23 protein-coding genes are annotated in these 22773 nt (G+C 65.5%); 4 read left to right on the forward strand and 19 right to left on the reverse strand.

Going from position 1 to position 22773, the window contains the following annotated elements:
* Positions 1-14: 14 nt before the first annotated feature.
* From LLW23_RS06735 to LLW23_RS06755, 5 genes are all read right to left on the reverse strand, one after another.
* Positions 15-1559: an AMP-binding protein gene (locus tag LLW23_RS06735; RefSeq protein WP_228947995.1), complete on the reverse strand. Its 1545-nt coding sequence runs from the start codon at positions 1557-1559 to the stop codon at positions 15-17.
* A gap of 13 nt (positions 1560-1572) precedes the next feature.
* Positions 1573-2937 carry an MFS transporter gene (locus LLW23_RS06740; protein ID WP_228947996.1) on the reverse strand — a complete coding sequence of 455 codons (1365 nt, stop codon included), beginning with the start codon at positions 2935-2937 and terminating at the stop codon, positions 1573-1575.
* A 147-nt stretch (positions 2938-3084) separates the two neighbouring features.
* Positions 3085-4515 (reverse strand): aromatic ring-hydroxylating oxygenase subunit alpha, encoded by a 1431-nt coding sequence (locus tag LLW23_RS06745; protein ID WP_228947997.1) that lies wholly within the window; start codon positions 4513-4515, stop codon positions 3085-3087.
* A gap of 129 nt (positions 4516-4644) precedes the next feature.
* Entirely contained in the window at positions 4645-4962 is a 318-nt protein-coding gene (locus LLW23_RS06750) for an NIPSNAP family protein (RefSeq protein WP_228947998.1), read from the reverse strand.
* Entirely contained in the window at positions 4959-5972 is a 1014-nt protein-coding gene (locus LLW23_RS06755; RefSeq protein ID WP_228947999.1) for an NADP-dependent oxidoreductase, read from the reverse strand. The genes LLW23_RS06750 and LLW23_RS06755 overlap by 4 nt, the downstream gene beginning before the upstream one ends.
* 80 nt (positions 5973-6052) lie before the next feature.
* Here LLW23_RS06755 and LLW23_RS06760 point away from each other — a divergent pair, with 80 nt between their 5' ends.
* On the forward strand, positions 6053-6835 hold the full coding sequence (locus tag LLW23_RS06760; RefSeq protein WP_228948000.1) for a sugar phosphate isomerase/epimerase family protein: 783 nt from the start codon (positions 6053-6055) through the stop codon (positions 6833-6835).
* Between the two features lie 9 nt (positions 6836-6844).
* The gene (locus LLW23_RS06765; protein ID WP_228948001.1) at positions 6845-7633 is read left to right on the forward strand and encodes an SDR family oxidoreductase; all 789 of its coding nucleotides are present in this window, start codon (positions 6845-6847) and stop codon (positions 7631-7633) included.
* A 104-nt stretch (positions 7634-7737) separates the two neighbouring features.
* Here the strand turns inward: LLW23_RS06765 and LLW23_RS06770 are convergent, their stop codons facing one another.
* The 4 genes from LLW23_RS06770 to LLW23_RS06785 are packed head-to-tail and all read right to left on the reverse strand — an operon-like array spanning position 7738 to position 11402.
* Entirely contained in the window at positions 7738-9018 is a 1281-nt protein-coding gene (locus tag LLW23_RS06770; protein WP_228948002.1) for an aromatic ring-hydroxylating oxygenase subunit alpha, read from the reverse strand.
* Positions 9015-10232 (reverse strand): aromatic ring-hydroxylating oxygenase subunit alpha, encoded by a 1218-nt coding sequence (locus tag LLW23_RS06775; protein WP_228948003.1) that lies wholly within the window; start codon positions 10230-10232, stop codon positions 9015-9017. The genes LLW23_RS06770 and LLW23_RS06775 overlap by 4 nt, the downstream gene beginning before the upstream one ends.
* 58 nt (positions 10233-10290) lie before the next feature.
* Complete coding sequence (locus tag LLW23_RS06780) at positions 10291-11040, reverse strand: glucose 1-dehydrogenase (protein WP_228948004.1); 750 nt, start codon at positions 11038-11040, stop codon at positions 10291-10293.
* 11 nt (positions 11041-11051) lie between these two features.
* Complete coding sequence (locus LLW23_RS06785) at positions 11052-11402, reverse strand: Rieske (2Fe-2S) protein (protein WP_228948005.1); 351 nt, start codon at positions 11400-11402, stop codon at positions 11052-11054.
* A 75-nt stretch (positions 11403-11477) separates the two neighbouring features.
* Between LLW23_RS06785 and LLW23_RS06790 the strand changes: the two genes are divergently transcribed.
* Positions 11478-12305, forward strand: coding sequence for an enoyl-CoA hydratase-related protein (locus LLW23_RS06790; protein WP_228948006.1), 828 nt, complete (start codon positions 11478-11480; stop codon positions 12303-12305).
* Between the two features lie 47 nt (positions 12306-12352).
* On the opposite strand, the gene LLW23_RS06795 is transcribed toward LLW23_RS06790, so the two are convergent.
* From LLW23_RS06795 to LLW23_RS06840, 10 genes are all read right to left on the reverse strand, one after another.
* On the reverse strand, positions 12353-14407 hold the full coding sequence (locus LLW23_RS06795) for a hybrid sensor histidine kinase/response regulator (RefSeq protein WP_228948007.1): 2055 nt from the start codon (positions 14405-14407) through the stop codon (positions 12353-12355).
* The gene (locus LLW23_RS06800; RefSeq protein WP_408642021.1) at positions 14397-15842 is read right to left on the reverse strand and encodes an ATPase domain-containing protein; all 1446 of its coding nucleotides are present in this window, start codon (positions 15840-15842) and stop codon (positions 14397-14399) included. The genes LLW23_RS06795 and LLW23_RS06800 overlap by 11 nt, the downstream gene beginning before the upstream one ends.
* Positions 15843-16048: 206 nt before the next feature.
* Positions 16049-16513: a DUF1203 domain-containing protein gene (locus LLW23_RS06805; protein WP_228948009.1), complete on the reverse strand. Its 465-nt coding sequence runs from the start codon at positions 16511-16513 to the stop codon at positions 16049-16051.
* A gap of 31 nt (positions 16514-16544) precedes the next feature.
* Complete coding sequence (locus LLW23_RS06810; protein WP_228948010.1) at positions 16545-17174, reverse strand: SURF1 family protein; 630 nt, start codon at positions 17172-17174, stop codon at positions 16545-16547.
* Positions 17171-17554 carry a DUF983 domain-containing protein gene (locus tag LLW23_RS06815; RefSeq protein ID WP_228948011.1) on the reverse strand — a complete coding sequence of 128 codons (384 nt, stop codon included), beginning with the start codon at positions 17552-17554 and terminating at the stop codon, positions 17171-17173. Before LLW23_RS06815 ends, LLW23_RS06810 begins: the two co-directional genes overlap by 4 nt.
* Before the next feature lie 18 nt (positions 17555-17572).
* Positions 17573-18496 carry a cytochrome c oxidase subunit 3 gene (locus LLW23_RS06820; RefSeq protein WP_228948012.1) on the reverse strand — a complete coding sequence of 308 codons (924 nt, stop codon included), beginning with the start codon at positions 18494-18496 and terminating at the stop codon, positions 17573-17575.
* Between the two features lie 35 nt (positions 18497-18531).
* Positions 18532-19056 carry a cytochrome c oxidase assembly protein gene (locus tag LLW23_RS06825; RefSeq protein ID WP_228948494.1) on the reverse strand — a complete coding sequence of 175 codons (525 nt, stop codon included), beginning with the start codon at positions 19054-19056 and terminating at the stop codon, positions 18532-18534.
* Positions 19057-19076: 20 nt separating this feature from the next.
* On the reverse strand, positions 19077-19217 hold the full coding sequence (locus LLW23_RS06830; RefSeq protein WP_228948013.1) for a hypothetical protein: 141 nt from the start codon (positions 19215-19217) through the stop codon (positions 19077-19079).
* Complete coding sequence (locus tag LLW23_RS06835) at positions 19214-20113, reverse strand: heme o synthase (RefSeq protein ID WP_228948014.1); 900 nt, start codon at positions 20111-20113, stop codon at positions 19214-19216. Before LLW23_RS06835 ends, LLW23_RS06830 begins: the two co-directional genes overlap by 4 nt.
* Positions 20114-20209: 96 nt before the next feature.
* The gene (locus LLW23_RS06840; protein WP_228948015.1) at positions 20210-20908 is read right to left on the reverse strand and encodes a nitroreductase family protein; all 699 of its coding nucleotides are present in this window, start codon (positions 20906-20908) and stop codon (positions 20210-20212) included.
* 116 nt (positions 20909-21024) lie between these two features.
* Between LLW23_RS06840 and LLW23_RS06845 the strand changes: the two genes are divergently transcribed.
* Complete coding sequence (locus tag LLW23_RS06845; RefSeq protein WP_228948016.1) at positions 21025-22770, forward strand: N-acyl-D-amino-acid deacylase family protein; 1746 nt, start codon at positions 21025-21027, stop codon at positions 22768-22770.
* The last annotated feature ends 3 nt before the right edge of the window (positions 22771-22773 follow it).

A 22773-nucleotide genomic window follows, 5' to 3' on the forward strand; every position in this document is an offset into this window, starting at 1 on the left:
CTCCTTTATGTTGCTTACCCGCCAATCGTTCGGTCGGACGGCCAGAACGGCTTGCGCAATTCGCGCTTGTTCACCTTGCCCATCGCATTGCGGCCGACCGTCTCGACCAGGTCGATGCTGCGCGGGCGCTTGTATCCGGCGAGCGTCGCGCGCGCGTAGGCGGCGAGGTCGGCGCTGGTGACGCTGGCGCCCGGCCGCGGCACGACGAGCGCCTTCACTTCCTCGCCCATGTCCGCGCTAGGCACGCCGACGACGGCGACATCCTCCACGTCCGGATGCGCGATCAGTGCCTGCTCGATCTCGGCCGGATAGATGTTCACCCCACCCGACACGATCATGTCGGACGATCGATCGGTGATGAAGACATAGCCTTCGTCATCGACATAACCGATCTCGCCCAGCGTGAAGACGCCCGGCTCGATATGCGCCGCCGCGGTCTTGGCGGGATCGTTGTGATAGACGATCCCGCGCCCGCTCGGGTCGCGGAAATACAGCTGGCCCACCTCGTTCGGCCCCAGCCGCGCGCCGTCCTCGCCCACCACCACCATCTCGAACGGCGGCATCGCCTTGCCCACCGATCCCGGCTTGCGCAGCCATTCCTCCGAGGTGATCATGTTGGTCGATCCCGCCTCGGTCGCGCCATAGGCTTCCAGCAGCACCGGGCCCCACCAGGCGATCATCGCATGCTTGGCATCGATCGGGCACGCCGCGCCGGTATGCGACACGAGCCGCAGGCTGCTGACGTCGTATCTGCGCCGCACCTCTTCGGGCAGCGCGAGCAGCCGCTGGAAATGCGTCGGCACCATCACCGATGTCGCGACACGGTGGCGGTCGATGTTGACCAGGATCTGCTCGGCATCGAACTTGGGCATCACGACGAGCGGCCGCCCGCCACCCAGCTGCCGCACCGAGCCGAGCGGCCCGGTATGATAGTTCGGCCCGACCAGCAGGATCGGCCCCGGCGCCCCCGCGGCGACTTGCTCGCCCAGCGCGCGGAACAGCCCCGCCACGTCCGACTCGCGCGGAAACATGTTGGGCGGCGTCTCGGTGCCCTTCGGCCGCCCGGTCGTCCCCGACGTATAATGCATGTACGGCAGCGGCCGCATGTCGGTCGGCGGCTCGTCCTCGCTCGCGCCGGCGAGCCAGTCGTCCCACGGCGTCACCCCATCGACATCCGCGCACCGCCACCCGACGACGCGCTCGATCCCCACCTGTCGCGCCGCGGCGACACCCGTCACCGCCGTTTCCGGCCCGACGAACACCAGCCGCGCCCCGCTATCCCCCAGGATGTACGCCAGCTCGTCCGCGGTCAGGTGAAAGTTCGCCGGCACGCCCGATACGCCCGCGTGCAGCATCGCCAGATACGCCAGTGCGCTCTCGGTCGAGTTATGCGCGAACACCGCCGCCCGCGGCGGATCGCCCAGTGCCTCCGCCAGCAGCGCATTGGTCGCGCGGTTCACGATCGGGTCGAGCGCCGCCCAGCTCAGCGTCAGCGTGCCATCGGTGACGGCCATCGCTTCCGGCATCGTGCGGGCGCGGTCGGCGGCGGCAAGCGACATCGTCTCTCCTGTCCTAATCGGCCTGCCACGCTTCGGCGGCGGTCAGCGCGGTGCGGAAATGGGCAAGGCAGCGCCAGATGCAGAAGGCGGCGACCGGGTAATTCACCGCCGCCATCAGCGCGAGCGTGCTGCCCAGCGATTGCCCGCCGAACACCTGATCGCTGATCAGCCCACCCAGCAGCGGCCCCAGCGTGTAGCTGAGGAAATTCACGACGACGTAATACAGCGCCATCACTTGCCCGCGCAGCTCGTTGGGCACGATGAACTGCAGCGCCGCGGTGCCCAGCCCATTGGGCCAGCCCATGAAGAAGATCGCGACGCCGACGAGCGCCATCGCCAGCGCGTAACTCGGCACCAGGAACGCCGCGACGCCGACCGGGATCAGCGCGATCGACGACGCCAGCACCAGCCGCAACGTCGCATCAGGCCGCCCGGCCTGCATCATCCGCGCCGAAAGCTGCCCCGCGAACACCCCGCCCGCGGTACCGATCACCAGCGCGATCAGCCCGAAGGTGAAGCCTACCGTGGCCCGCTCGGCATCATGGTCGCGCAGGAAGAATTCGATCACCCAATAGAAGATCGCCCAGCCCTGCATCGCGAGCGCGGTGAAGCCGATGAAATGATACGTCAGGAACCGCCGCCGCCCCGCGAAGAACGTCGCCGCCTCGCGCAGCGTCATGCCCTTCGCGGCGGCCGCCTCCTGCGCCATCCGCCCGATCCGCTTCGGCTCGCGCACCGTCAGCGTCACGATCGCGAGCAGCACCCCCGGCGCGCCGACGATCACGAACATCGCCTGCCACGATCGCATCGTCCCGAACAGCGGCAGCACGATCTCCGGCATCGCCTCCAGTTTCGCGATCACCATCCCGCCCAGCAGATTGGCCAGCCCCACCCCAATGAACGGCGCCGCCCCGAAGATCGCGATCGCCAGCGGCAGGCGGTGGCGATCGAAATAGTCCGACAGCATCGATATCGCCGCCGGCGCCAGCGCCGCCTCGCCGATCCCCACCGTCGCGCGCGCGATGAACAGATGCGAAAACCGCCCCGCCATCCCGCACGCCATCGTCGCCAGGCTCCAGAAGAAGATCCCCAGCCCGATGATCCGCCGCCGATTGGTGCGATCCGCCAGCCACGCCATCGGCAGCGTCAGCGCAGTGTAGAAGAGCGTGAAGGCAAGGCCGCCGAGCAGCCCCATCATCGTATCGCTCACCTGCAGATCGCGCTTCACCGGCCCGATCATCAGCGCCAGGATCTGGCGATCGATGATCGACACCGTCGAGGCGAGCGTAAGGAACCCGACGACATACCAGCGATAGAAGCCGCCGGCAGGAACGCTCGCGGGGGCAGCGGTCGCGGGAGGTGCAGTGACAGTGGCCACTCAGCGACCCGCAGTCGTGATGCGAGGCGATTGGCGCCACGGCCCCGCGCGCAAGGATAGCGTCGTCATACCACCCTCTCCCACGCGCACCTCTCCCAGCGGCGGCGCTCAGTGGCGCCGCCGTCTCTCATCCAGTAATCGAAACGCTCAGCCCGCCTTGGCTGCGGCCTTTTCCATGCCCTCGGCGATGATCTTGTCGAGCATGTGGTGCATCTTGCGGATGCGCATCTCGGCATAGCGGCCAAAGTGCAGCACGCCGATCTCGGATGCTTCCATGCCCGTCTGCACGTGCGGCAGGTTGCTCATGTCCTGTTCGAACACCGCCGCGAGCCCGGCCGACATGCCGCTCTTTGGTGCCAGTTCGACCATGCTTTCGTCGACGCCGATCTCGAACACCGGCGATGGCTTGGGCCGCGGCTTCCCCTTGGGCACGCGCTTCATCATGTAGATGTCCATGATCGATGTCGTGTGATCGTGCCCGTTAGGCCGCCAGCGATACGTCAGGTTAGGCATAAATCCGGCCCAGAAGCTCATGTGCGGGAAGACGTTGTAGAGCAGCGCGTCGACCATCTCGGCATCCGACGCCGCGGCATAATCGTAGCCGTCTTCCGCCGACAGCGTCTTGCGCGTCACTTCGGCCATGAACGTCCGCGCGGTCTCGCCATCGGGCACGCGCATCTCGTCCGCCGACGCGCCAGCGCCCGCCGCCGAGCGCGATCCGACGCCCAGCAGCGCCTGGACGATCTCGTCCTCGCTGTAATCGCGCTGGTTGTACGGGCTCGGCACCATCTGCGCCGAAAATTGCCGCGTCACATAATCCGACAGCACGTCATACTGGCTGTTCACGTCGGCGAGGTACGGCAGCAATTGCGGGTGCGTGGTGATCGCGTGGTGGCTTTCCATGAACGCCTCGGCCGCGGTCTTCCAGTTGCACGGCACCACCTTTTGCACGTGGAAATGGATGTACCGCTCCTCGTTGGCGTAGCGCGCGAAATGCTCCTTGATCGGGCCGAGCACTTCGTCGAGCGGCGCCGCATCGCGGTCCATGTTGATGAACACGAAGCCCGCCCAGGTGCCCACCTGCGCCTCGGGCAGCGACACGTCCTTCCCTTCCCACTGCGGGAAATCCCAGGCGATCGGATTGTCCTTGAAGCTGCCGTCGGTGTTCCACGCGATGCCGTGATAGGGGCAGCGGAACTCGTTCTTGCACCCGCCCAGCGTCGCCAGCTTGCGGCCACGATGCAGGCACGAATTGTGGAACGCGCGGATCGATCCGTCTTCCTGCCGAGTCACCAGCAGCGAACGGCCGGCGATCTCGTACACCGTCGTATCGCCGGCGTTGGGGATCTCTTCCTCGCGGCACGCCATCTGCCAGATGCGTGGCCAGAGATACTTTTCCTCGAGCCGCGCAAAGGCGGGATCGATGTAACGATCCACCGCGATCGGGTCGGTCCCGATGTCGGGCACCGGGCCTTCGCGCAGATGCTCGGGGATCGGGCGCGTGTCACGCTCGAGGATCTCCTCATACGTTTCCGCAGGATGGCGATCGGATCGAAAAGTCTTGACCTGCACGTTCATGGCTATCTCCGGCCCCTCTCCATGAGAGAAACTAACACAATCTGCAAACTTGAAAAGGGCTAACAGTTCGTTTGGAAACGCGCTGCGCTTTTCCGGCACCGCACGCTCGCGTGCGTGTCCAGGCAAATTCTACCGCCCATCGGGCACCCACGCCGCGCGCATGCCGAGCACGACCGTCTCGCGCTCGATCGCATCGGCGAGCACCCGCGCCATCGCTGGGAACCCGGCATGGCCGCGCAACGCCGCCAGCCCGCGCGCATAGGCGTCGAGATCGGGCAGTCGCCAGATGTCGATCGCAGTGTGCAGCCGCCCGGTGATCTGCTCGAACGCGGTGACGAGATGCCAGCCCTCGGCCTCCACCACCGCCACCAATTCCTTCATCGTCGCATGGAAGGCATCACGATCGCTCGCGCGCAGTTCCAGCGTCGATTGCATGTAGACCGTCACGCGTCGCCGCCCAGCCGCAGCAATTGCTTGCCGACGTTCGCGCCCGAAAACAGCCGCATCAGCGTACGCGGCGCATTTTCGAACCCCTGCTGCACGTCCTCGCGCGCCACGAGTCGCCCATCCGCCAGCCAGCGCGACAGCCGCGCGCGCGCGACCGGGAAATCGGCCTCGTAATCGTTCAGGATGAAGCCGCGCATCGTCGCGCGCTTGAACACCAGGTTGAAGTAATTCTCCGGCCCCACCGGCATCCCGCCCGTCTTCGATCGCGAAATGCCGCCGCAGATCGCGACGCGCGCGTTCAACGCCAGATGCGCCAGGATCGTGTTGAGGATCGTGCCGCCGACATTGTCCCACACCACGTCGATGCCGTCCGGCGCGAGCCGCTTCAGCTCCGCGCCAAGGTCGGCGCTGCGATAATCGATCGCGGCATCCGCCCCCAGTTCGTCGATCAGCAGCCGCGTCTTCTCCGCGCCGCCAGCGATCCCGATCACCCGGCAGCCCGCAATCTTCGCCAATTGCACCACCACCGCGCCGACGCCGCCCGCAGCGCCCGTCACGACCATCGTGTCGCCCGCAAACGGCTGCGCGACATGCTTCAAGCCACAATAGGCCGTCAGCCCCACGACGCCGAGCACACCGAGATGCGCCGACGGCGGGATATCGCCATCCAGCGCCTGCACCGACTCGGCCGGCAGCGTCGCAAATTCCTGCCATCCGAACGGCCCGAGCACCTTCGTGCCCACCGGCAGCCGCGGCGCGGCGCTCTCGATCACCGTGCCGACCCCGCTGCCGCGCATCATGTCACCCAGCTCGGTGCGCGCGACATAGCCGCCGATATTCTCCATCCAGCCCTTCATCGCGGGCTCGAACGCGAGCAGATCGACCTGCACCAGCACTTCGCCCTCGCCCGGCGCGCGCGCCGCGCCTTGCTCTAGCCGGAAATCCGCTTCGGTCACGTCACGGCCCACCGGCCGATCGGCGATCACCCAACGACGGTTGATTCGCTCCATCGATGCCCTCTCCTTGGCGCCCTAATGCCTGTGATCGCTTTCGAGGTCGACAACTTTATCACGCGCTGCATAATGGGCCGATGCTTTCCCTCGCTGCCGGGGTGCTCCCCGATCATTCGCCGCAGGTCACTGCCCGCGCCGCCGCCACCGCCGGTTACGACGCAACCGGCGTCTGGATCGATCGCGATACGTGGACCGATGCGGTCACGCGTGAAATGCAGGCGATCCTGTCAGGCGAAGGTCTGCCTGCGCTCGATGTCGAAGTCGTCTGGCTGATGCCCGGCGCACCCGACGATCACCACCGCCGCGTCGTCGATATCGGCCGCACGCTCGGCGCTGCCAATGTCCTGGTGGTCAGCTCCGATCCCGACGATGCCGCCACGGCCGCCAAACTGCGGCTGCTATGCGAGCACGCGGCGGGAGACATCCGCATCGCGCTCGAATTCGCCTTGTTCACCGAAGTGAAGACGATCGCGCAGGCCAGCGCGATCCTGCGCGCGGTCGATCACCCCGCCGCCGCGATCCTGATCGATCCGCTGCACCTCGCGCGCAGCGGCGGCACGCCCGCCGACGTCGCCGCGCTGCCCCGCGCTTGGCTCCCCTATGCGCAATTCTGCGACGCCGGGCTGCTGGCCTTCGACACCGAGGATCGCGCCGCAATCATCGAGGAAGCCGTCGATCACCGCCTGCACGTCGGCGAGGGCGTCCTCCCGCTGCGCGACCTGTACACCGCGCTGTCGCCGGGCCTTCCACTCAGCATCGAACTGCGATCGAAAGCATTACGCGATGGCCATCCCGATCCGGTAGACCGCGCCCGCGCCGTCCTCACCGCGACACGGCGCTTCCTCGACAGCAACGGCTAAGGGACGAACATGGACCTCGGACTATCCGGCAAGACCGCGCTGCTCGCCGGGGCGAGCGCCGGCATGGGCAAGGAAGCCGCCCGCGCCCTGGCCCGCGAAGGCGTCTCACTCGTGATCTCCGCGCGCGGCGCCGACCGGCTCCACGCAACCGCGCAGGAGATCGCAGGCGAAAGCGGTGTGTCGGTGGTGCCGGTCGTCGCCGATCACGGCACTGCGGAAGGCCGCGCCGCGCTCCTAGCCGCCTGCCCCGCGCCCGATATCCTGATCGTCACTTGCTCGCCGCCGCGCGCCACTACTGGCTATCGCGATGTCGAGGCGGCGGAGTGGATGGAAACGCTCGAAGCGACGCTCGTCGGCCCGATCGAGCTCGCCCGGCTGGTGCTTGATGGCATGGCCGAGCGCAAGTTCGGGCGGATCGTCAACATCGGCACTGGCGCCGCGAAGAACCCGCACGAGATGCGCCTCCTCTCCGGCCCCGCCCGCGCCGCACTCGCCAATTGGCAAGTCGCCGTGTCGAAGCGGCTGATCCGCGACAATGTCACGATCAACAGCGTCCTGCCCGGCATGTTCGACACCCCCGGCTCACGCGACATGCTGGAAGCACGCGCCGCCAAGCGCGGCACGAGCTTCGAGGAAGAGAAGCGCCACTTCATCGACACGATCGGGATTCCCGCCGGTCGGTTCGGCGATCCGGCCGACGTCGGCGCCTTCTGCGCGATGCTGTGCGGCCGCTATGCGAGCTTCGTGACAGGTCAGAGCATCATCATCGACGGCGGTTTGATCAACGCGGTGTTCTGACCGTACGAGATTCCCCGCCAGCGCCGGTTTTCGAGTGTCGCAACCGTTTCAACACCGTCTCGGTCGGATAGGGTTTGCCCCCAAAAACCCCTGCTAATCCCCCGCTATTCCGCCGCCTCCTGCAGCGCCATCTCACCCAGCCGCGGATCGTTCGGCGCGATCCATTCGTCGCCGATCACCGGCACCACCCGCAGCTCGGGCGGAATGTTCTCGGCGCCGATCAGCGCGTCGGCGGCTTGATGCCAATGGTAGATGCGCGCTTCCTGATAGCTCAGCGGCACACCCGTAAACCCATAGCTTTCCTGGCTTTTCTGGATCCAGGTGCCGAACTCGGTATCCTCCTCCAGCACGCTGTTGAGGTAGGAAATGGTCGCATCCCAGAACGCCGGCCGCGGTCCCTCGCCCCAATCGGGCCCGAACCATCGCACTTCCAGCTTCGATTTCGTCGGTCCGTTCGGCCAGAAGTTGAGGATGAAATATCCGGTCGGCCCAAGCGGCGAAACCCAGTTGGGAAACAGGTTGTAGCTCTGCGTACAGGTCCGCCCGATCTCGCCTACCGTATTGATTTCAGGGCGTTCGAACTGCCCGACCTTGGCCGCGCGATAATTCTCGCCTTCCTTGTTTTCCCATCCCGGCGCGACCATCCGGCCGTGCCCATGCGGGTAAAGCGTGTTGACGTTGCGGCGATGATCCAGCCCCAATGCCACCGTCGTCGGATGGATGTTGGGCACATGGTACACCTCCATGTTCGCCTCCATCGCGATCTTCCAGTTGCAGTCGAGATCCCAGATGTACTGGTCGACCAGCCGCGTGTTATCGAACTGGAATTCGGCCCATTCCTCGGCAAACGGCCCCAGCCAATCCGTAAGCGCCGGCGCCGCCGGATCGAAGGTCACGAAGATCAGCTTGCCGAACCGCTCGCACCGCACCTGCCGCAGCGACCGGCACGAGAAGTCGAGCCCGTCGAAATCCTCGGCGTCGCGGATCGAGACGAGCTTGCCCTCGTCGTCATAAACCCAGCCGTGATACTTGCAGGTCATCCGCGCCCGCCGGCCACTTTCCTGCGTCACCACCGGCGCGCCACGGTGGCTGCACGTATTGTAGAAGGCGTTGATTTCGCCCGATCTTGCGTGGACGATCACGACCGGCTGACCGGCAGTCTCCCATAATTTGAAGCAGCCGTGCTGCGGCACCTCGTCCATGTGCGCGGCCAGCAGCCAGCTCTTGCGCCAGACATGCTCGCGTTCCAGCGCATGGAAACGCGGGTCGGTGTAGCGGCCGCCGGGCACGTCGGGCAGCCGCGGAAAGTCACGCGGCGGCGCCGTGCGCGCCGCCTCGTATCCCATCAGCGCCCGCAGGTTCGCGACCGCGGCCGCGTCCATCATTCCGCCGCCTGCGCTTGCGTCTGCGCGGGTGCGAACATCGCGACCAACTCGTCGTCATCCGCCGCGATGATCCGGTCGGTCCATGTGTGGAAAGCCTGCGCCCCGCCCTCGTTGCGGCCGAATAGCACATATTCCAGCGTGCCATGATCCAGCGCGCGCTGCTGGCGCAGGCCGGTGGCGTAATCCTCGTCCTCGACGACGACCTTCAGGAACGCGAACTGCCCGTGCGCGGCCTCGATCTGCTCCGCCGTCGGCTTCTTCTCCATTAAATACATCTGCCGCGTCCACGACTCACCAACCTTGTCGCCCGGCAGCAGCTGCGAGATCATCACCCCGCGTCCGCCGCCGTCGAAGCTCGCGATCGAGATGCACGGGAAGATCGTCCAGACGCCGTTAAGCACCAGATTATCTGGCCATTCGCCCTCGGGCATCGCGCTCAGCTCGCGCGCCGCACGGTCGGGCGCCACCATCCGCTGGTGCGGCCCCCACGCATGGTAATGCGCGCGATTGCCGAACGTGCCGTTCGCGTTGAGCGTGTTCTTATGCAGCACCGGCAGATGGTAGAAATCGAGGTAGCCGTCATAGGCGATCTTCCAGTTCGGCCCCCGCAGCATCCGGCTGTCGAAGAAATACCAGTCCTTGAAGTTGAACAGCTCGAGCAGCGAATCATAGCCGCACAGGAAATCGTCGATGTCGAGCTTCAGCTTGGGATCGACGCTGCCGAAGATCAGCCCGGCCCGCTCCGCAACCGGCAACGGCGTCAGGTTGAGGCAGGATTTGTCGACTCGCCCGAAATCGGCGTTTGAGGCGATCGCAAGCAGTTCGCCCTCCTGACCGAACGACCAGCCGTGATACGGACACACGAACTTCTTGGCATTGCCAGTTGGCTCGGTGGCGACGTTCGTGCCGCGGTGGGTACAGCTGTTGATGAACGAGCGCACCACCCCGTCCTGCCCGCGCGCCAGCAGGACGGGAATGCCGGCGACCTCCATCGTCTTGAAATCGCCCGGTTCGGGCAGCTCGCACGACGGCGCCAGCATCAGCGGCAGCCGACGGAAGATGCGATCGACTTCCAGTTTGAACCGTCCATCGTCGGTGTAATTTTTCGCCGGCACCTTCAGAACATCGTCGACCTGCTCGAACGTATTGTCCCGCGCGTGCTGCACGCTGTGACGCATGACTCGGGCGATATCGGCGTTGTGCATGGCGGTCATGCCGGCTCTCCTACATAAATATAGTTCGCGTTATACCTTCTGACGAAGACGCTTGCAATCAGATCGTAGCACCACCGTCGACGACCATCGCGGCGCCCGTAACGAACTTCGATCGATCGGACGCGAGATAGAACACCATCTCGGCAATATCGTCCGGCTCACCGATATGACCGATCGGATGGACCGCGACGAAGCCGGCCATCAACGCGTCGGGATCGGGCACCTGCGCCATCACTTTGTCGAGCATCGCGGTGCGGATCACGCCTGGGTGGATGGTGTTGACGCGGATGCCGGTGCGCGTGGTGGCACAATGCATCGCGATCGATTTACTCATCAGCGTCACGCCCGCCTTGGCGGCATTGTACGCCACAAGGTTCGCCGATGCCTGAAGCCCGGAAATCGAGGCGATGTTGATGATCGACCCACCCCCGCCGCGCTTCATCAGCGGTAGCGCTGCCTTGCACCCCAGGAACGTGCCGATCAGGTCGATGTCGATCGTCCGGCGAAACCCTTCGAGGCTCATTTCCTCGATCGAGCCCATCAGCGTGATGCCAGCATTGTTCACGAGAATGTCGAGCCGCCCATGGCGCGCTTCGGTCTCTTCGATCGCACGCGCCCAAGCGGCTTCATCGGCCACGTCGTGCGGCACGAACAACCCATCCAGCGACTCGGCGACGGCCCGCCCAGTCGCTTCATCGACGTCGGTGACGACAACCGCAGCACCCTCCGCCGCCAGCCGTCGCGCAGCCGCCGCGCCCAGCCCCGCCGCAGCGCCCGTCACTAGTGCGACCTTGCCTGCCAGTTCCATTGCACTCTCCCCTATCGTGTCACCGGCCGTTCGTCCGATCCAGGTGCCTCGTCCGGCACGTCGATCTCGATCCAGCCATCCACCTCGCGGCAGGCGAAGGTCCGCAGCGGCTTGTAGAGACCGCCAATGCACCGCCCGTCGCGTATATCGAAACGCGCGCCATGCGCCGGGCACATCAGCACGCTGCGCCGAATGCGTCCGCCCGGCAGAAACGCTGCGGCTGCGTGCGTGCAGCGGTTGATCGCCGCACGTGGGACGAAATCGACTCGCGCGACCACGATCGCCCAGCCGGCAATATCCACCGCCTCGACCGCACCCTCACGCAGCGCCGCCGCGTCCATGACTTGCCGAAAGATAGCCACTCCGTGAGTTGATCACGCGTGTCAGTATTGACCGAACTTCGCACTCCTGCAAGCGTTGTGGAAAGGAGAGACAAGATGGTGGATGAGGATTTGGTGCTGGTCGATCGGCCGGCCGAGGGCGTGCAGCGGCTGACGCTCAACCGCCCCGCGAAGCGCAACGCACTATCGAACGCGTTGCGCGCGCGGCTGTTCACGTTGCTCGAGGAAGCAGACCGTGATCGCGACCTGCGCGTCACGATCCTGCGCGGCGCCGGCACGTGCTTCTCAGCCGGTTACGATCTCGGCGGCGGCACGGGCGCGCCCTACCCCTATCACACCGCACCCGGCGCAGGGCATTGGCCCCGCCACGTGGTCGACGGCGCGTTCCGCATCTGGGATCTCGCCAAGCCGGTGATCGCACAGGTTCACGGCTGGTGCCTCGCCGGCGGATCGGAACTCGCGACGGCGTGCGACCTCGTCTACGTCGCAGAGGATGCCCAGATCGGCTACCCTCCGGTGCGCACGATGAGCCCGCCGGACAATCAGTTCCACCCGTGGCTGTGCGGGATGCGTGCGGCCATGGAGATGATGCTGACCGGCGACGCCATCGACGGGCTCGAAGCCGTTCGGCTCGGCTTCGCCAATCGCGCTTACCCGGCTGACGAACTCGACGCCGCGGTCGTGGCCATGGCGACGCGCGTGGCTCGCGTGCCGACCGACGTGCAGGCGATGAACAAACGTTCGGTCCACCGCGGCATGGAGATCATGGGGCTGCGCGCCGCGATTCGCGCCGGCACCGAGATCCAGGCGCTCGCGATGACGACTGAGACGAGCCGGGCGACCTTCGCCGAGGTGCGCGAAAGCGTCACCAAGGCGCTCGATTCGCGCGACAAGGGCTTTGGCGACTATCGCACCTCACGCTGAACCTTTGTGGTAGGGCGTACGGAGCGATCGTAACGTCGCGGGGCGCGTCAGGCCGCCATCATCTCCGCGATCTTGGCAGACAGCGCTTCGATTGCGAACGGCTTGGTGATCATCCCCATGCGCGTCCCCAGGAAGTCCGCCCGGATCGCCGCATTCTCCGCATAGCCGGTGACGAACAGCACCGGCAGCTCGGGCCGATGCTCACGCGCAATCTCCGCAAGCTGGCGGCCGTTCATGCCCGGCAGTCCCACGTCGGACACCAGCAGGTCGATGCGCCGCCCCGAGCGGATGATCGGCAGCGCTGCGTCCGCGTCACCCGCCTCGAGCGTCTTGTACTGCAGTTCCTCCAGCACCTCACGCACCAGCAGACGAACCGAGGGATCGTCCTCCACCAGGAGCACCGTCTCGCCACCACCTTCATGCGTGATCGCCTCGGCGGCGGGATCAGCCACAGCCGCATCCCCGTTGGCGACCGGCAGGTAGATCTTCACTGAAGTACCGACACCGACGTCACTATGGATCCGCACGTGCCCACCTGACTGGCGCGCGAATCCATAGACCATCGACAGGCCAAGCCCGGTGCCCTGCCCGGTCGGCTTGGTGGAGAAGAATGGCTCGAAAACCTTCTCGATCATCTCCGGCGGCATGCCGACCCCGGTGTCTGACACCGCGAGGATGACGTATCGCCCCGGCGCCACGTCTGACTGCACGGCCGAATAGTCCTCGCTCAGGTCGGCGACTCTGGTCTCGATCGTAAGCTGGCCGCCGTTCGGCATCGCATCGCGCGCGTTGATGACCAGGTTCAGCAGCGCATTCTCGAGCTGGTTCGTATCCGCGACGGCGAGCGGCAGCCCGTCGCTCGGCACAACCCGCAGCGCAATGTTTTCGCGCACCGATTGCTGCAGCAGATCCTCCAGCCCGAGCGCGAGCGCATTCACGTCGACCGGCTTCGCATCGAGCGACTGGCGCCGCGAGAAGGCGAGCAGCCGTCCGGTCAGCGCGGCGGCGCGCTGCGCCGAAACGGCGGCTGCATCCATGAAGCGTTCGAGATCGTCGGTCCGCCCACTCGCCAACCGCCGCTTCATGATGTCCATCGCGCCGATCACGCCGGTCAACATGTTGTTGAAGTCGTGCGCGATGCCGCCCGTCAACTGCCCGACGGCCTCCATCTTCTGGCTCTGGCGAAGCGCCGCTTCGGCGGACGAGCGGATCTCCATCTCGGCCTTAAGCTCCGCGGTCCGCTCGGCCACGCGCCGGGCAAGCTCCTCCTCGATCTTCTTGCGATCGGTGATGTCCATCGCGAACACATGAAAGCCATCGACCGTGCCGTCCGCTGCGCGACGCGGCAGATACCGAATCTCGGCATCCCGCCGGCGGCCGTCTCGGTGGGGCATGGCGCGTTCGATATGCACCGGCTCTCCCGCAAGCGCGCGCGTGATCTCGGCCTCTCGGACGGCAAAGGCATCTTCACCTAGCACGTCGCGCACATGCCGCCCTACAACTTGGCTGGGCGTAAGATAGAACCAGTCCTCATAGGCACGGTTGGCAAAGCGATAGCGACCGTCGCGACCGACGAAGCCGATGATCATCGGCAAGGTATCCGCAACAACGCGCAGTTCCGCTTCGCTCGCGGCCAGCGCGGCGCGACTCCGCTCCAGCTCCACCATACGATCGCGCGTTTCGAACTGGCGCTGTCGTGCCCGCATCGCCGATGCGGTAGCGCTGATCAGTGATGCCAATCCGAGCGGCCGCTCGAGCACGATCGTGTTGCCGGTAAGATCGAGCAATTTTGCGCGCAACGCATCCGACGAGCTGCGCTCGCCACGCTGGCGAGCGGCGAGCAGGATGAACGGCACGTCCGACCAACTCGGCTGCGCCGCCAGCCGAGCCCGCAGCGTATCGATCCCTGCGCCAAGCGCCTCTTCGGTCAGCATGACAACGCCGACCTCGTCGTCCAATGCCGCCGCAACTGCTTCCAGCCCCGCGCAATCGTGCGCATCATAATGCTGCTCGCGAAGCAGGCGTACGACCGACTCGGCGTCCCGGCCGTAGGGCGCGGCGACGAGCACCTTCCGGCCTTCGGCGGCGTCCTTATTCGGCAACGAACCGGTCTTCCATCAACGGCGCCCGATCGCCGGTATATTCAGGCGTACCGGTCAGGACGCCGCGGAAGGCCACCAGCGGCTCGCCGACGCGCAGGCCTTCTGCATCAATGCGGAATTCCCGAATCGCATCCTCATGCGGCCCAGCGCGGTTTTTCAGCACGGAGATCGCCTTGCGGATCCGGCCCTCCGCCTCGAAGAAGCGCAGCAGCAATACCGCATCGGCGATGTAGGAGATGTTGAGATTGGTCGGCATCGTTCCCAACAGGCCCTGCTGCGGGTTGACGATGAAGGTCACGACTCCCTGCTGGTTAAGGTACGACAAGAGCTCGTGGAGCTGCAGGATCAGTTGCTGCTCCTGCGGCATCGCGGCGAGATAGCCGTTGAGGCTGTCGATCACGATCATCCGCGCGCCGCGACTTTCCACCTGATCGCGCACTCGCTGCGTGAACTCTCCCGGCGACAGTTCAGCCGGATCGACCTGCTCGACGACGAGGCAGCCGGAGTCGATGTGCTTCTGGAGGTCGAGGTTGAAGGCAGCAGCCCTGGCCAGCAGCGTGCCGATCCGTTCGTCGAATTCATAGATGACGGATGGCTCGCCGCGCTCGCAGGCTGCGTGAAGATACTGCAATGTGATGGTGGTCTTGCCCGTTCCCGCAGGACCCGTGACCAACGTGCAAGTTCCGCGCAGCGGCCCACCACCGAGCAAACGGTCGATCTCGACCACACCACTCGCCACCGGATCTCCAATGAAGGGGGCGTGATGGTCGGACGCGACCAGGCGCGGATAAATGTCGAGACCGCCCTTGCGGATGTTGAAATCGTGGAAGCCAGCAACGAAGTCGATGCCGCGCAGCTTCTGAACCTGCAGGCGCCGGCGCGCAGCGCCGAAGTCGAGCGTCAAGCGCTCCAGCGTGATGACGCCGTGACACAGGCTGTGCAACTGCGTGTCCGAACCTTCCTTAGAGGCTGTAAGATCGTCCACCAGCAGCACAGTCGTTTTCCGCCCCGCGAAGAACTGCTTCATCGCCAGCACTTGCCGCCGGTAGCGCAACGAATCCTGCGCCAGCAGGCGTAATTCGGACAGGCTATCGAACACGACCCGGCGTGGCTGCACACGCTCAACTTCGGCTTCGATCAGTCGGATCGTCTCGCTGAGTTCCATCTCCCAGGGATACAGAATTGACTGCTGTCGGCCTTCGCTCAGCACTTCTTCGGCGGCGTTGAGCTCGAACACATCGAAGTCGTCGATGCTCCAGCCGTGCGAGGCCGCCACGACGGCCAGCTCTTCGCGCGTTTCCGATAACGTGATGTAGAGCGCTTTCTCGCCACGCCGGACGCTCTCGCGCAGGAACTGCAGCCCGAGCGTGGTCTTCCCCGATCCGGGCGCGCCTTCCAGAAGATATAGGCGATGTGCGGGCAGCCCGCCGTGCAATATACGATCGAGACCGTGATTGCCGAACGGCAGCTGAGCAGCTTCTTCCATCAATTAGAATCCAGATGCCCTGTACCGTACTGGCGGGGTCGCTCCCCCTCCTAACGCCGACAACCATGCATTAACAACATGAAGCAGTTTTCGATCCGTCAGCGGGCAGCGCCGCGACCCTGTTCTCACGCCCCTTGTGATCCGGGGCGATCAGTTCAAGCAATGCGGTCCACGCGCGCGGCGTAGCAGCCAAAGCGCGCATAATGCGCGTGGAGGTACGCCGCCCCCGGCAGATTCAACAGCGCGTCGATGGTTGATGCTGCGTCAGCGCCTTCGACCACGCCGGCATCGAGAATGTTTCCTTTAGCGTCGAAGGCCCGCAGCGACAGGAGGCGCATGGCGAGCGCCGGTGGGATCTCTCCCGGTGCCGGTCGCGCCTCGATTGCCTGCTCCCGCACGAAGATCGCGTGGCTCGCCCGATAAGGCGTCGCTGCAGGTTGATGGACGTGGTTGATCAGCAGCAAGCGCTCACCCGGCTTCGCATCGATCAGGCTGACACGGCACGGCGCGCCCGGCTGGTCGATCATCAGCCGTGCGTGGCGGGCGGTGAGCGCTTCCTCGTCGAGCGCGAACAGACCGGCAAACGTCGCATAGGGCAGTCCGGAAATTTGAAACGGCATGGCGGCATCCTTTCGCCGACCCTAATGCGCATTACCCGCGAGCGGCGCGCCCCGATCCTTGCGGCCGAACTCGGCGACGCAGCGCCAACATGTAGATTACCGCGGCAACGGCGGCGAAGAAGAACCATTGGCCAGCGTAGGCGAGGTGGTTGTTCGGCACGAGCCCGATGTCCGGTCGCCTGTTCGGCGCTAGCCCTTCTGGCGAGCGATCTGCAACCAGCAGCATTTGCCGGGGTATGCGGGTGAAGAAACGCGCGCCGAGCGGCGTCGCGTCGGGCGCATGGCTGATCCAGCCGCTCACCAGCCCCCCGGTCCATGCCGCCTGCTTTGCCGGGTCGGGCGTGGTGCCGAGCTGCACTTGCACTGGCGGCGCTCCGGCCGAGGTACGGCACACCGCGATTAGTCGGTATCCGGCACCCCCCGCTCCAGCGCGCGTGATCGTCTCGACCTGCCGGCACTCTGCGAAGCTGCGGCGGAACAGCAGGCTGTCGTCGGGCGCGCGCGGAAAGGCAATCGGCGGCCGAGACGGGTTGGCAGCGAGCTGGGCGAGCTGCGCTTCCTTCTCCGGCAGCCGGATCAGCAGCTGCCAAAGGCCAAGCGCGATCATCGCCGCGATCGCCAGGCCCGCCACGATCGTGGGTAGAATCGGGACCCGCCTCACTGGCGCGGACGCCCTTCTTCGGCTTGGTTGCGATACTCTAGCGCGAGCAGCCAGCCCTTCGCGATCCGAAGACTCGCCACGACGCCGACGAACGACACCGGCGTCCAGATCAGCATGTGCAGCCACAAGGGCGGCGACAGCGTAAGCTCCAGCGCGATGGCCCCGATCACGATGATCGTGCCCAGGATCAGCGTTAGGAACGCCGCCGGCCCGTCACCCACGTTGAACGAGGAGAAATCGAGGCCGCACGCGCTGCACCGCTCGGCGTAGCGAATCCAGCTCGCGAACAGCGTTGGTGCGCCGCAGCGCGGGCAGAGCCCCTTCAACCCGCAGGCGAGCGGGGGCGGCTCGCCTAAAGCCGCGCCCTGCTCGTCAGCCACGGGTGTCAGTCACTCGGATCAGCCCCCGTGGATCGGCGCGCCCCAGCCGCCCCAGACATAGACGGTGACGAACAGGAACAGCCACACCACGTCGACGAAGTGCCAATACCAGGCCGCCGCCTCGAAGCCGAAGTGCTGCTTGGGCGTAAAGTCGCCCTTGTAGGCGCGCACGAGGCAGACGATCAGGAAGATCGTGCCGACCAGCACGTGAAAGCCATGGAAGCCGGTCGCCATGAAGAACGACGCGCCATAGTTGTTGCCCTTGAACGGGAACGGCGCGTGCGCATACTCATACGCTTGGATCGCCGTAAACACCGCGCCGAGCGCGACCGTCAGCCACAGCCCCTTGAGCACGCCGTCGCGGTCACCCACGCCGATCAAGCCCCATAGCCCGCGCTTTTCGCCGCCACGCTGATTGTGGATCAGCGAATGGTGCGCCCATGTCACCGTCGTCCCCGAGCACAGCAGGATCAGCGTGTTGAGCAGCGGCAGCTCGAAAGCATTGATCACCTCGAGGCCCTTGGGCGGCCATTGCGCCACCAGCGCCGCACCTTCGGTCGCCCGCTCAACCGCACCATCGACGAAGCTGATCGCATCGGGGAACAGCGCGAAATCGAAAAACGCCCAGAACCAGCCGACGAAGAACATCACTTCGGACGCGATGAACAGGATCATGCCGTAGCGGAAATGCAGCTGCACCACCGGCGTATGATCGCCGGCATGAGCTTCCTTGATCACGTTGCGCCACCAGCTGAACATGCACAGCAGCACCGCGGAAAGCCCGGCGAAGAACAGGATTCCGCCGCCGTTAGGCTTGCCGACATGCCCGCCGTGCATCCACATGATGCCGCCGGCGGCCATCGCCAGCGCCGAGAAGGAGCTGACCAGCGGCCAGATATCGGGCGGAAGGATATGATATTGGTGGTTCTTGGCGCCGGCCATCTGGCTATCCCTGTTGGTACGCGTTCGGGGACCGCTTAGCTTGAGGCTTTGCCGGAATCCACCGGGTAAAACGTATAGCTGAGCGTGATCGTGTCGATGTCGCGTGCGTCAGGGTCGTCGAGGATCTTGGGATCGACGAAATAAATCACCGGCATCCGCATCGTCTCGCCGGGCTTCAGCGTCTGCTGGGTGAAGCAGAAACACTCGATCTTGGTAAAATATTTCCCCGCCTGCGCCGGCGTCACGTTGAACGTCGCGGTGCCGGTGATCGGCTTGTCAGCGCTATTGGTCGCGGTGAAAAAAGCCACCGAGCGCGCGCCGATCGCGACCGTCTGGTTCGCCTGTTCGGGGGCGAAGCGCCACGGCAGCTTTGCGTTGGTATTGGCGTCGAAATCGACCTGCACTTGCCCGCCCGCGACCGCACCCGGCGCCGCTAGCCCGCGCTGCGTAGTACCGTTCAGCCCGGTGACCTGGCAGAACAGGCGATAGAGCGGCACGCTGGCGAACGCGAGGCCGGTCATGAAGCAGATCCCGAGCACGGCCAGCGTCGCCGTGCGCATCTTGCCCGAGAAGACGCGGATCACGTGTGCACAATGCCCAGCTGGATCTTCACGATCGAAATCGCGAACACCAGGATCACGAAGGCGCCCAGCAGCGCCGCCATCACGAGCGCACGGCTTTTTTGACGCTGCCGGATCAAGTCTTGGTCGTTGTTCATCATGCTACCCATCGATCGACGACCAGCGCGCCGAACACCACGAACAGATATAGGATCGAATATTTGAATAGCGCCTTTTCCGGCAGCATTTTGTCGCCATCGGTGGTCGTGCGCACCGCGACGCGTAGCGCCAGCAGCGCGAACCAGCCCGTCGTAAGGATCGACACCGCGCCGTAGACTGGCCCAGCCAGCCCGAGCGGCCAAGGCGCAATCGCAACGAATGCCATCGGGATCGTGTAGAGCCCGATCTGTTGCCGCGTCACCTTCTCGCCGGCGACTACCGGCAGCATCGGCACGCCGGCATTGGCGTAATCGATCTTCACGAACAGCGCGAGCGCCCAGAAGTGCGGCGGCGTCCACAAGAAGACGAGCAGGAACAGCAGCACCGGCAATAGCGCCAATTGGCCCGTCGCCGCGGCCCAGCCGATCAACGGCGGAAACGCACCCGCCGCGCCACCGATCACGATGTTCTGCGGCGTGCGGCGCTTCAGCCACACGGTATAGATCAGCACGTAGAACAGGATCGAAATCGCGAGGATCGCCGCCGCCGCGATGTTCAGCGCCAGCCCCATGAGGATGACCGAAAACACCCCGAGCCCAACGCCGAAGTGCAGCGCCGCCTGCCGATCCATCCGCCCTGCTGGCAGTGGACGCTGCGCGGTGCGCTTCATCACCGCATCGATGTCCGACTCATACCATTGGTTCAGCGCACCCGCCGCGCCGGCCGCAACCGCGATACACAGGATTGCGGTAAATCCGAGCACGGGATGGAGCGACACTGGCGCCACAAGCATGCCACACAGCGCGGTGTACACGACGAGTGTCATCACCCGCGGCTTGGTGAGCGCGAGAAAATCCCGCCAGTCGGCGGGCGGCAATAAGGGAGCTGCAGGGGTCATTTGAGGCCCGCGCCATACGCGCATGTGGGGCTGGGGGGAAGGGTTGGAGGACCAACCTTGGTTGGGCGCCCAGCCTCCCCTCCCGGTCGTGTCGAATTAGTCGTGCAGCACATGATCCCGATCGCGCACTGTCCGCGCCGCGTTCGCCGGGTGCGCCGCGTCCTCATAGCCAAAGGCGATGCCGAACAGCAGCTTCTGATCGTCCCCCACCCCCAGCTCGCGATGCACGATCTCGGCATGATGGCTCAGCGCGCCTTGCGCACACGAGGCGAGACCATTGGCGGTCAGCGCCAGCATGAACGACTGCGCATACATCCCGCAATCCGCCGCCTCGCGCATCCCCGCCCACGCCGGGATGAAGAGGAACATCGCGTGCGGCGCATCGAAGAAGAGGAAGTTGCGCAGGAACGACTCGGTCCGCGCCGCCACATCCTCGCGCGCCACGTTCGTCGCCGCGAACAGCGATTTCGCGGCGTCGATCTGCCGCCCGCGATAATGGCCCGGGTATGCGCCGGTCAGAGGAAAGTCCGGCGTCATCTTGGTGCCGCTCTTCGCAGCATCGTGCAGCACGGTCCGCATCCGCTCGGCCGCACCGCCCGAAACCACGTGCGCCGTCCACGGCTGGACGTTGCAGTTCGACGGCGCAAGCTGCGCCATGTCGAGCACGCGCTCAAGCAGTGCCGCGGGCACCGGATCGGGCTTGAACCCGCGCACCGAACGCCGCTCGCGCAGCAGGTCGTAAAGTACGTCGCTGTCGTCGCGGCTCACCTGATCGATCGCTGCCGTCGCCTGCATATCTATTCCTCTCTCGTATTCTGTATGGAGAATGTTGTTCTTCCACGCGAATAAACCTTGCCTCACCCGCACGTCGAAGTCACCGTCGCCCCAAATAAATCATGGGAGAGGGCGTCATGCACGACCTGATCATTCGTAACGGTACGATCGTCGACGGCTCGGGCGCCGCGCCCTATCGCGGCGATGTCGCGATCGACGGGGACCGGATCGTCGCGCTCGGCGCTGTCGAAGGCTCCGCCCGGCGCGAGATCGACGCCACCGGCAAACTCGTCACCCCCGGCTGGGTCGACATCCATACGCATTACGACGGCCAGATCACGTGGGCCTCGCGAATGGATCCGTCCTCGACGCTCGGCGCGACGACCGTCGTCGTCGGCAATTGCGGGGTCGGCTTCGCCCCCGTCCGCCCGCAGGATCACGACACGCTGATCCGCCTGATGGAAGGCGTCGAGGACATCCCCGGCGCCGCGCTGCACGAAGGGCTGTCGTGGGAGTGGGAGAGCTTCGGCGAGTACATGGACGCCATCGACCAGCTGCCGCACGACATCGACGTCGCTGTCCAGGTGCCGCACGGCGCGCTACGCGTCTATGTGATGGGCCAGCGCGGCGCCGACCGCGATCCTGCCACGCCGGAAGAAAACGAAGAAATGCGCCGGCTGACCGCCGAAGCGATCCGCGACGGCGCACTCGGCTTCTCCACCACGCGCACGATGGTCCACCGCACAGCTGACGGCGATCTTACCCCTACCGTCCGCGCCGCGCGTGCGGAAATGGAGGCGATCGCCCGCGGCATTGCCGACGCCGGATCGGGCGTGATTCAGTGGGTCTCCGATTTTCAGGACATGGACGAGGAATTCAGCCTCGTGCGCGACCTGACGAAGATTGCCGGCCAGCCGCTCAGTTTCTCGATGGTCCAGGCAGACGTCGTCCCCAACCAGTGGCGCCAGCTGACCGAGCGACTCGATGCCTCGGTCGCCGAGGGCTATCCGCTCAAGGCGCAGATCGCCGGCCGTCCGGTCGGGCTGATGCTCGGGCTGCAGGGTTCTGTCCATCCCTTCATCAGCCGGCCGAGCTATCGCGAGATCGCCGATCTACCGCTCGCCGAGAAGGTCGCCCGGATGCGTGACCCAGACTATCGCGCGCGGCTGATCGCCGAGATGCCGATGAAGGATCACCCCTTCGTCAACTCGGTCGCCGGCGCGCAGCACAAGATGTTCCGCATCACCGACCGCGTCGATTACGAGCCCGATCCTTCGACCAGCCTCGCCGCCGAGGGCGAGCGGCTCGGCCTCCACCCCGACGAGCTCGTCTATGATGCGCTGCTGGAGGACGAAGGCCGCGCCTTCCTGTTCTTCCCGATGCACAATTACGTCGAAGGCAATCTCGACAACGTCCACGCGATGATCACCAATCCCAATACGCTATCCGGCCTGTCGGACGGCGGCGCGCACGTCGGCGCGATCTGCGACGTCAGCCTGCCCACCTTCATGCTCACACACTGGTGCCGCGATCGCACACGCGGCCCGCTGCTCGACCTTGCGGACACCGTGAAGCAACAGACCCGCGACACCGCGCTCGCCGTCGGCCTCGAGGATCGCGGGTTGATCGCGCCCGGCTATCTCGCCGACGTCAACGTGATCGATTTCGACGCGCTCGAACTCGGCAAGCCGTACATGGTCTATGATCTGCCGACCGGCGCGCGCCGCCTGATGCAGAAGGCCAAGGGCTATGTCGCGACGATCAAGTCCGGCCAGGTGATCTACGCCAACGACGAGGCGACAGACTTGCTGCCCGGCAAACTGATCCGCGGGCGGCAACCGGCCCCCGTCGCTCGCCCCATCCGCGAGGCGGTAGCGGCCTAACCA

The sequence above is a fragment of the Sphingomonas radiodurans genome, assembly GCF_020866845.1.
Classification (GTDB): domain Bacteria; phylum Pseudomonadota; class Alphaproteobacteria; order Sphingomonadales; family Sphingomonadaceae; genus Sphingomonas; species Sphingomonas radiodurans.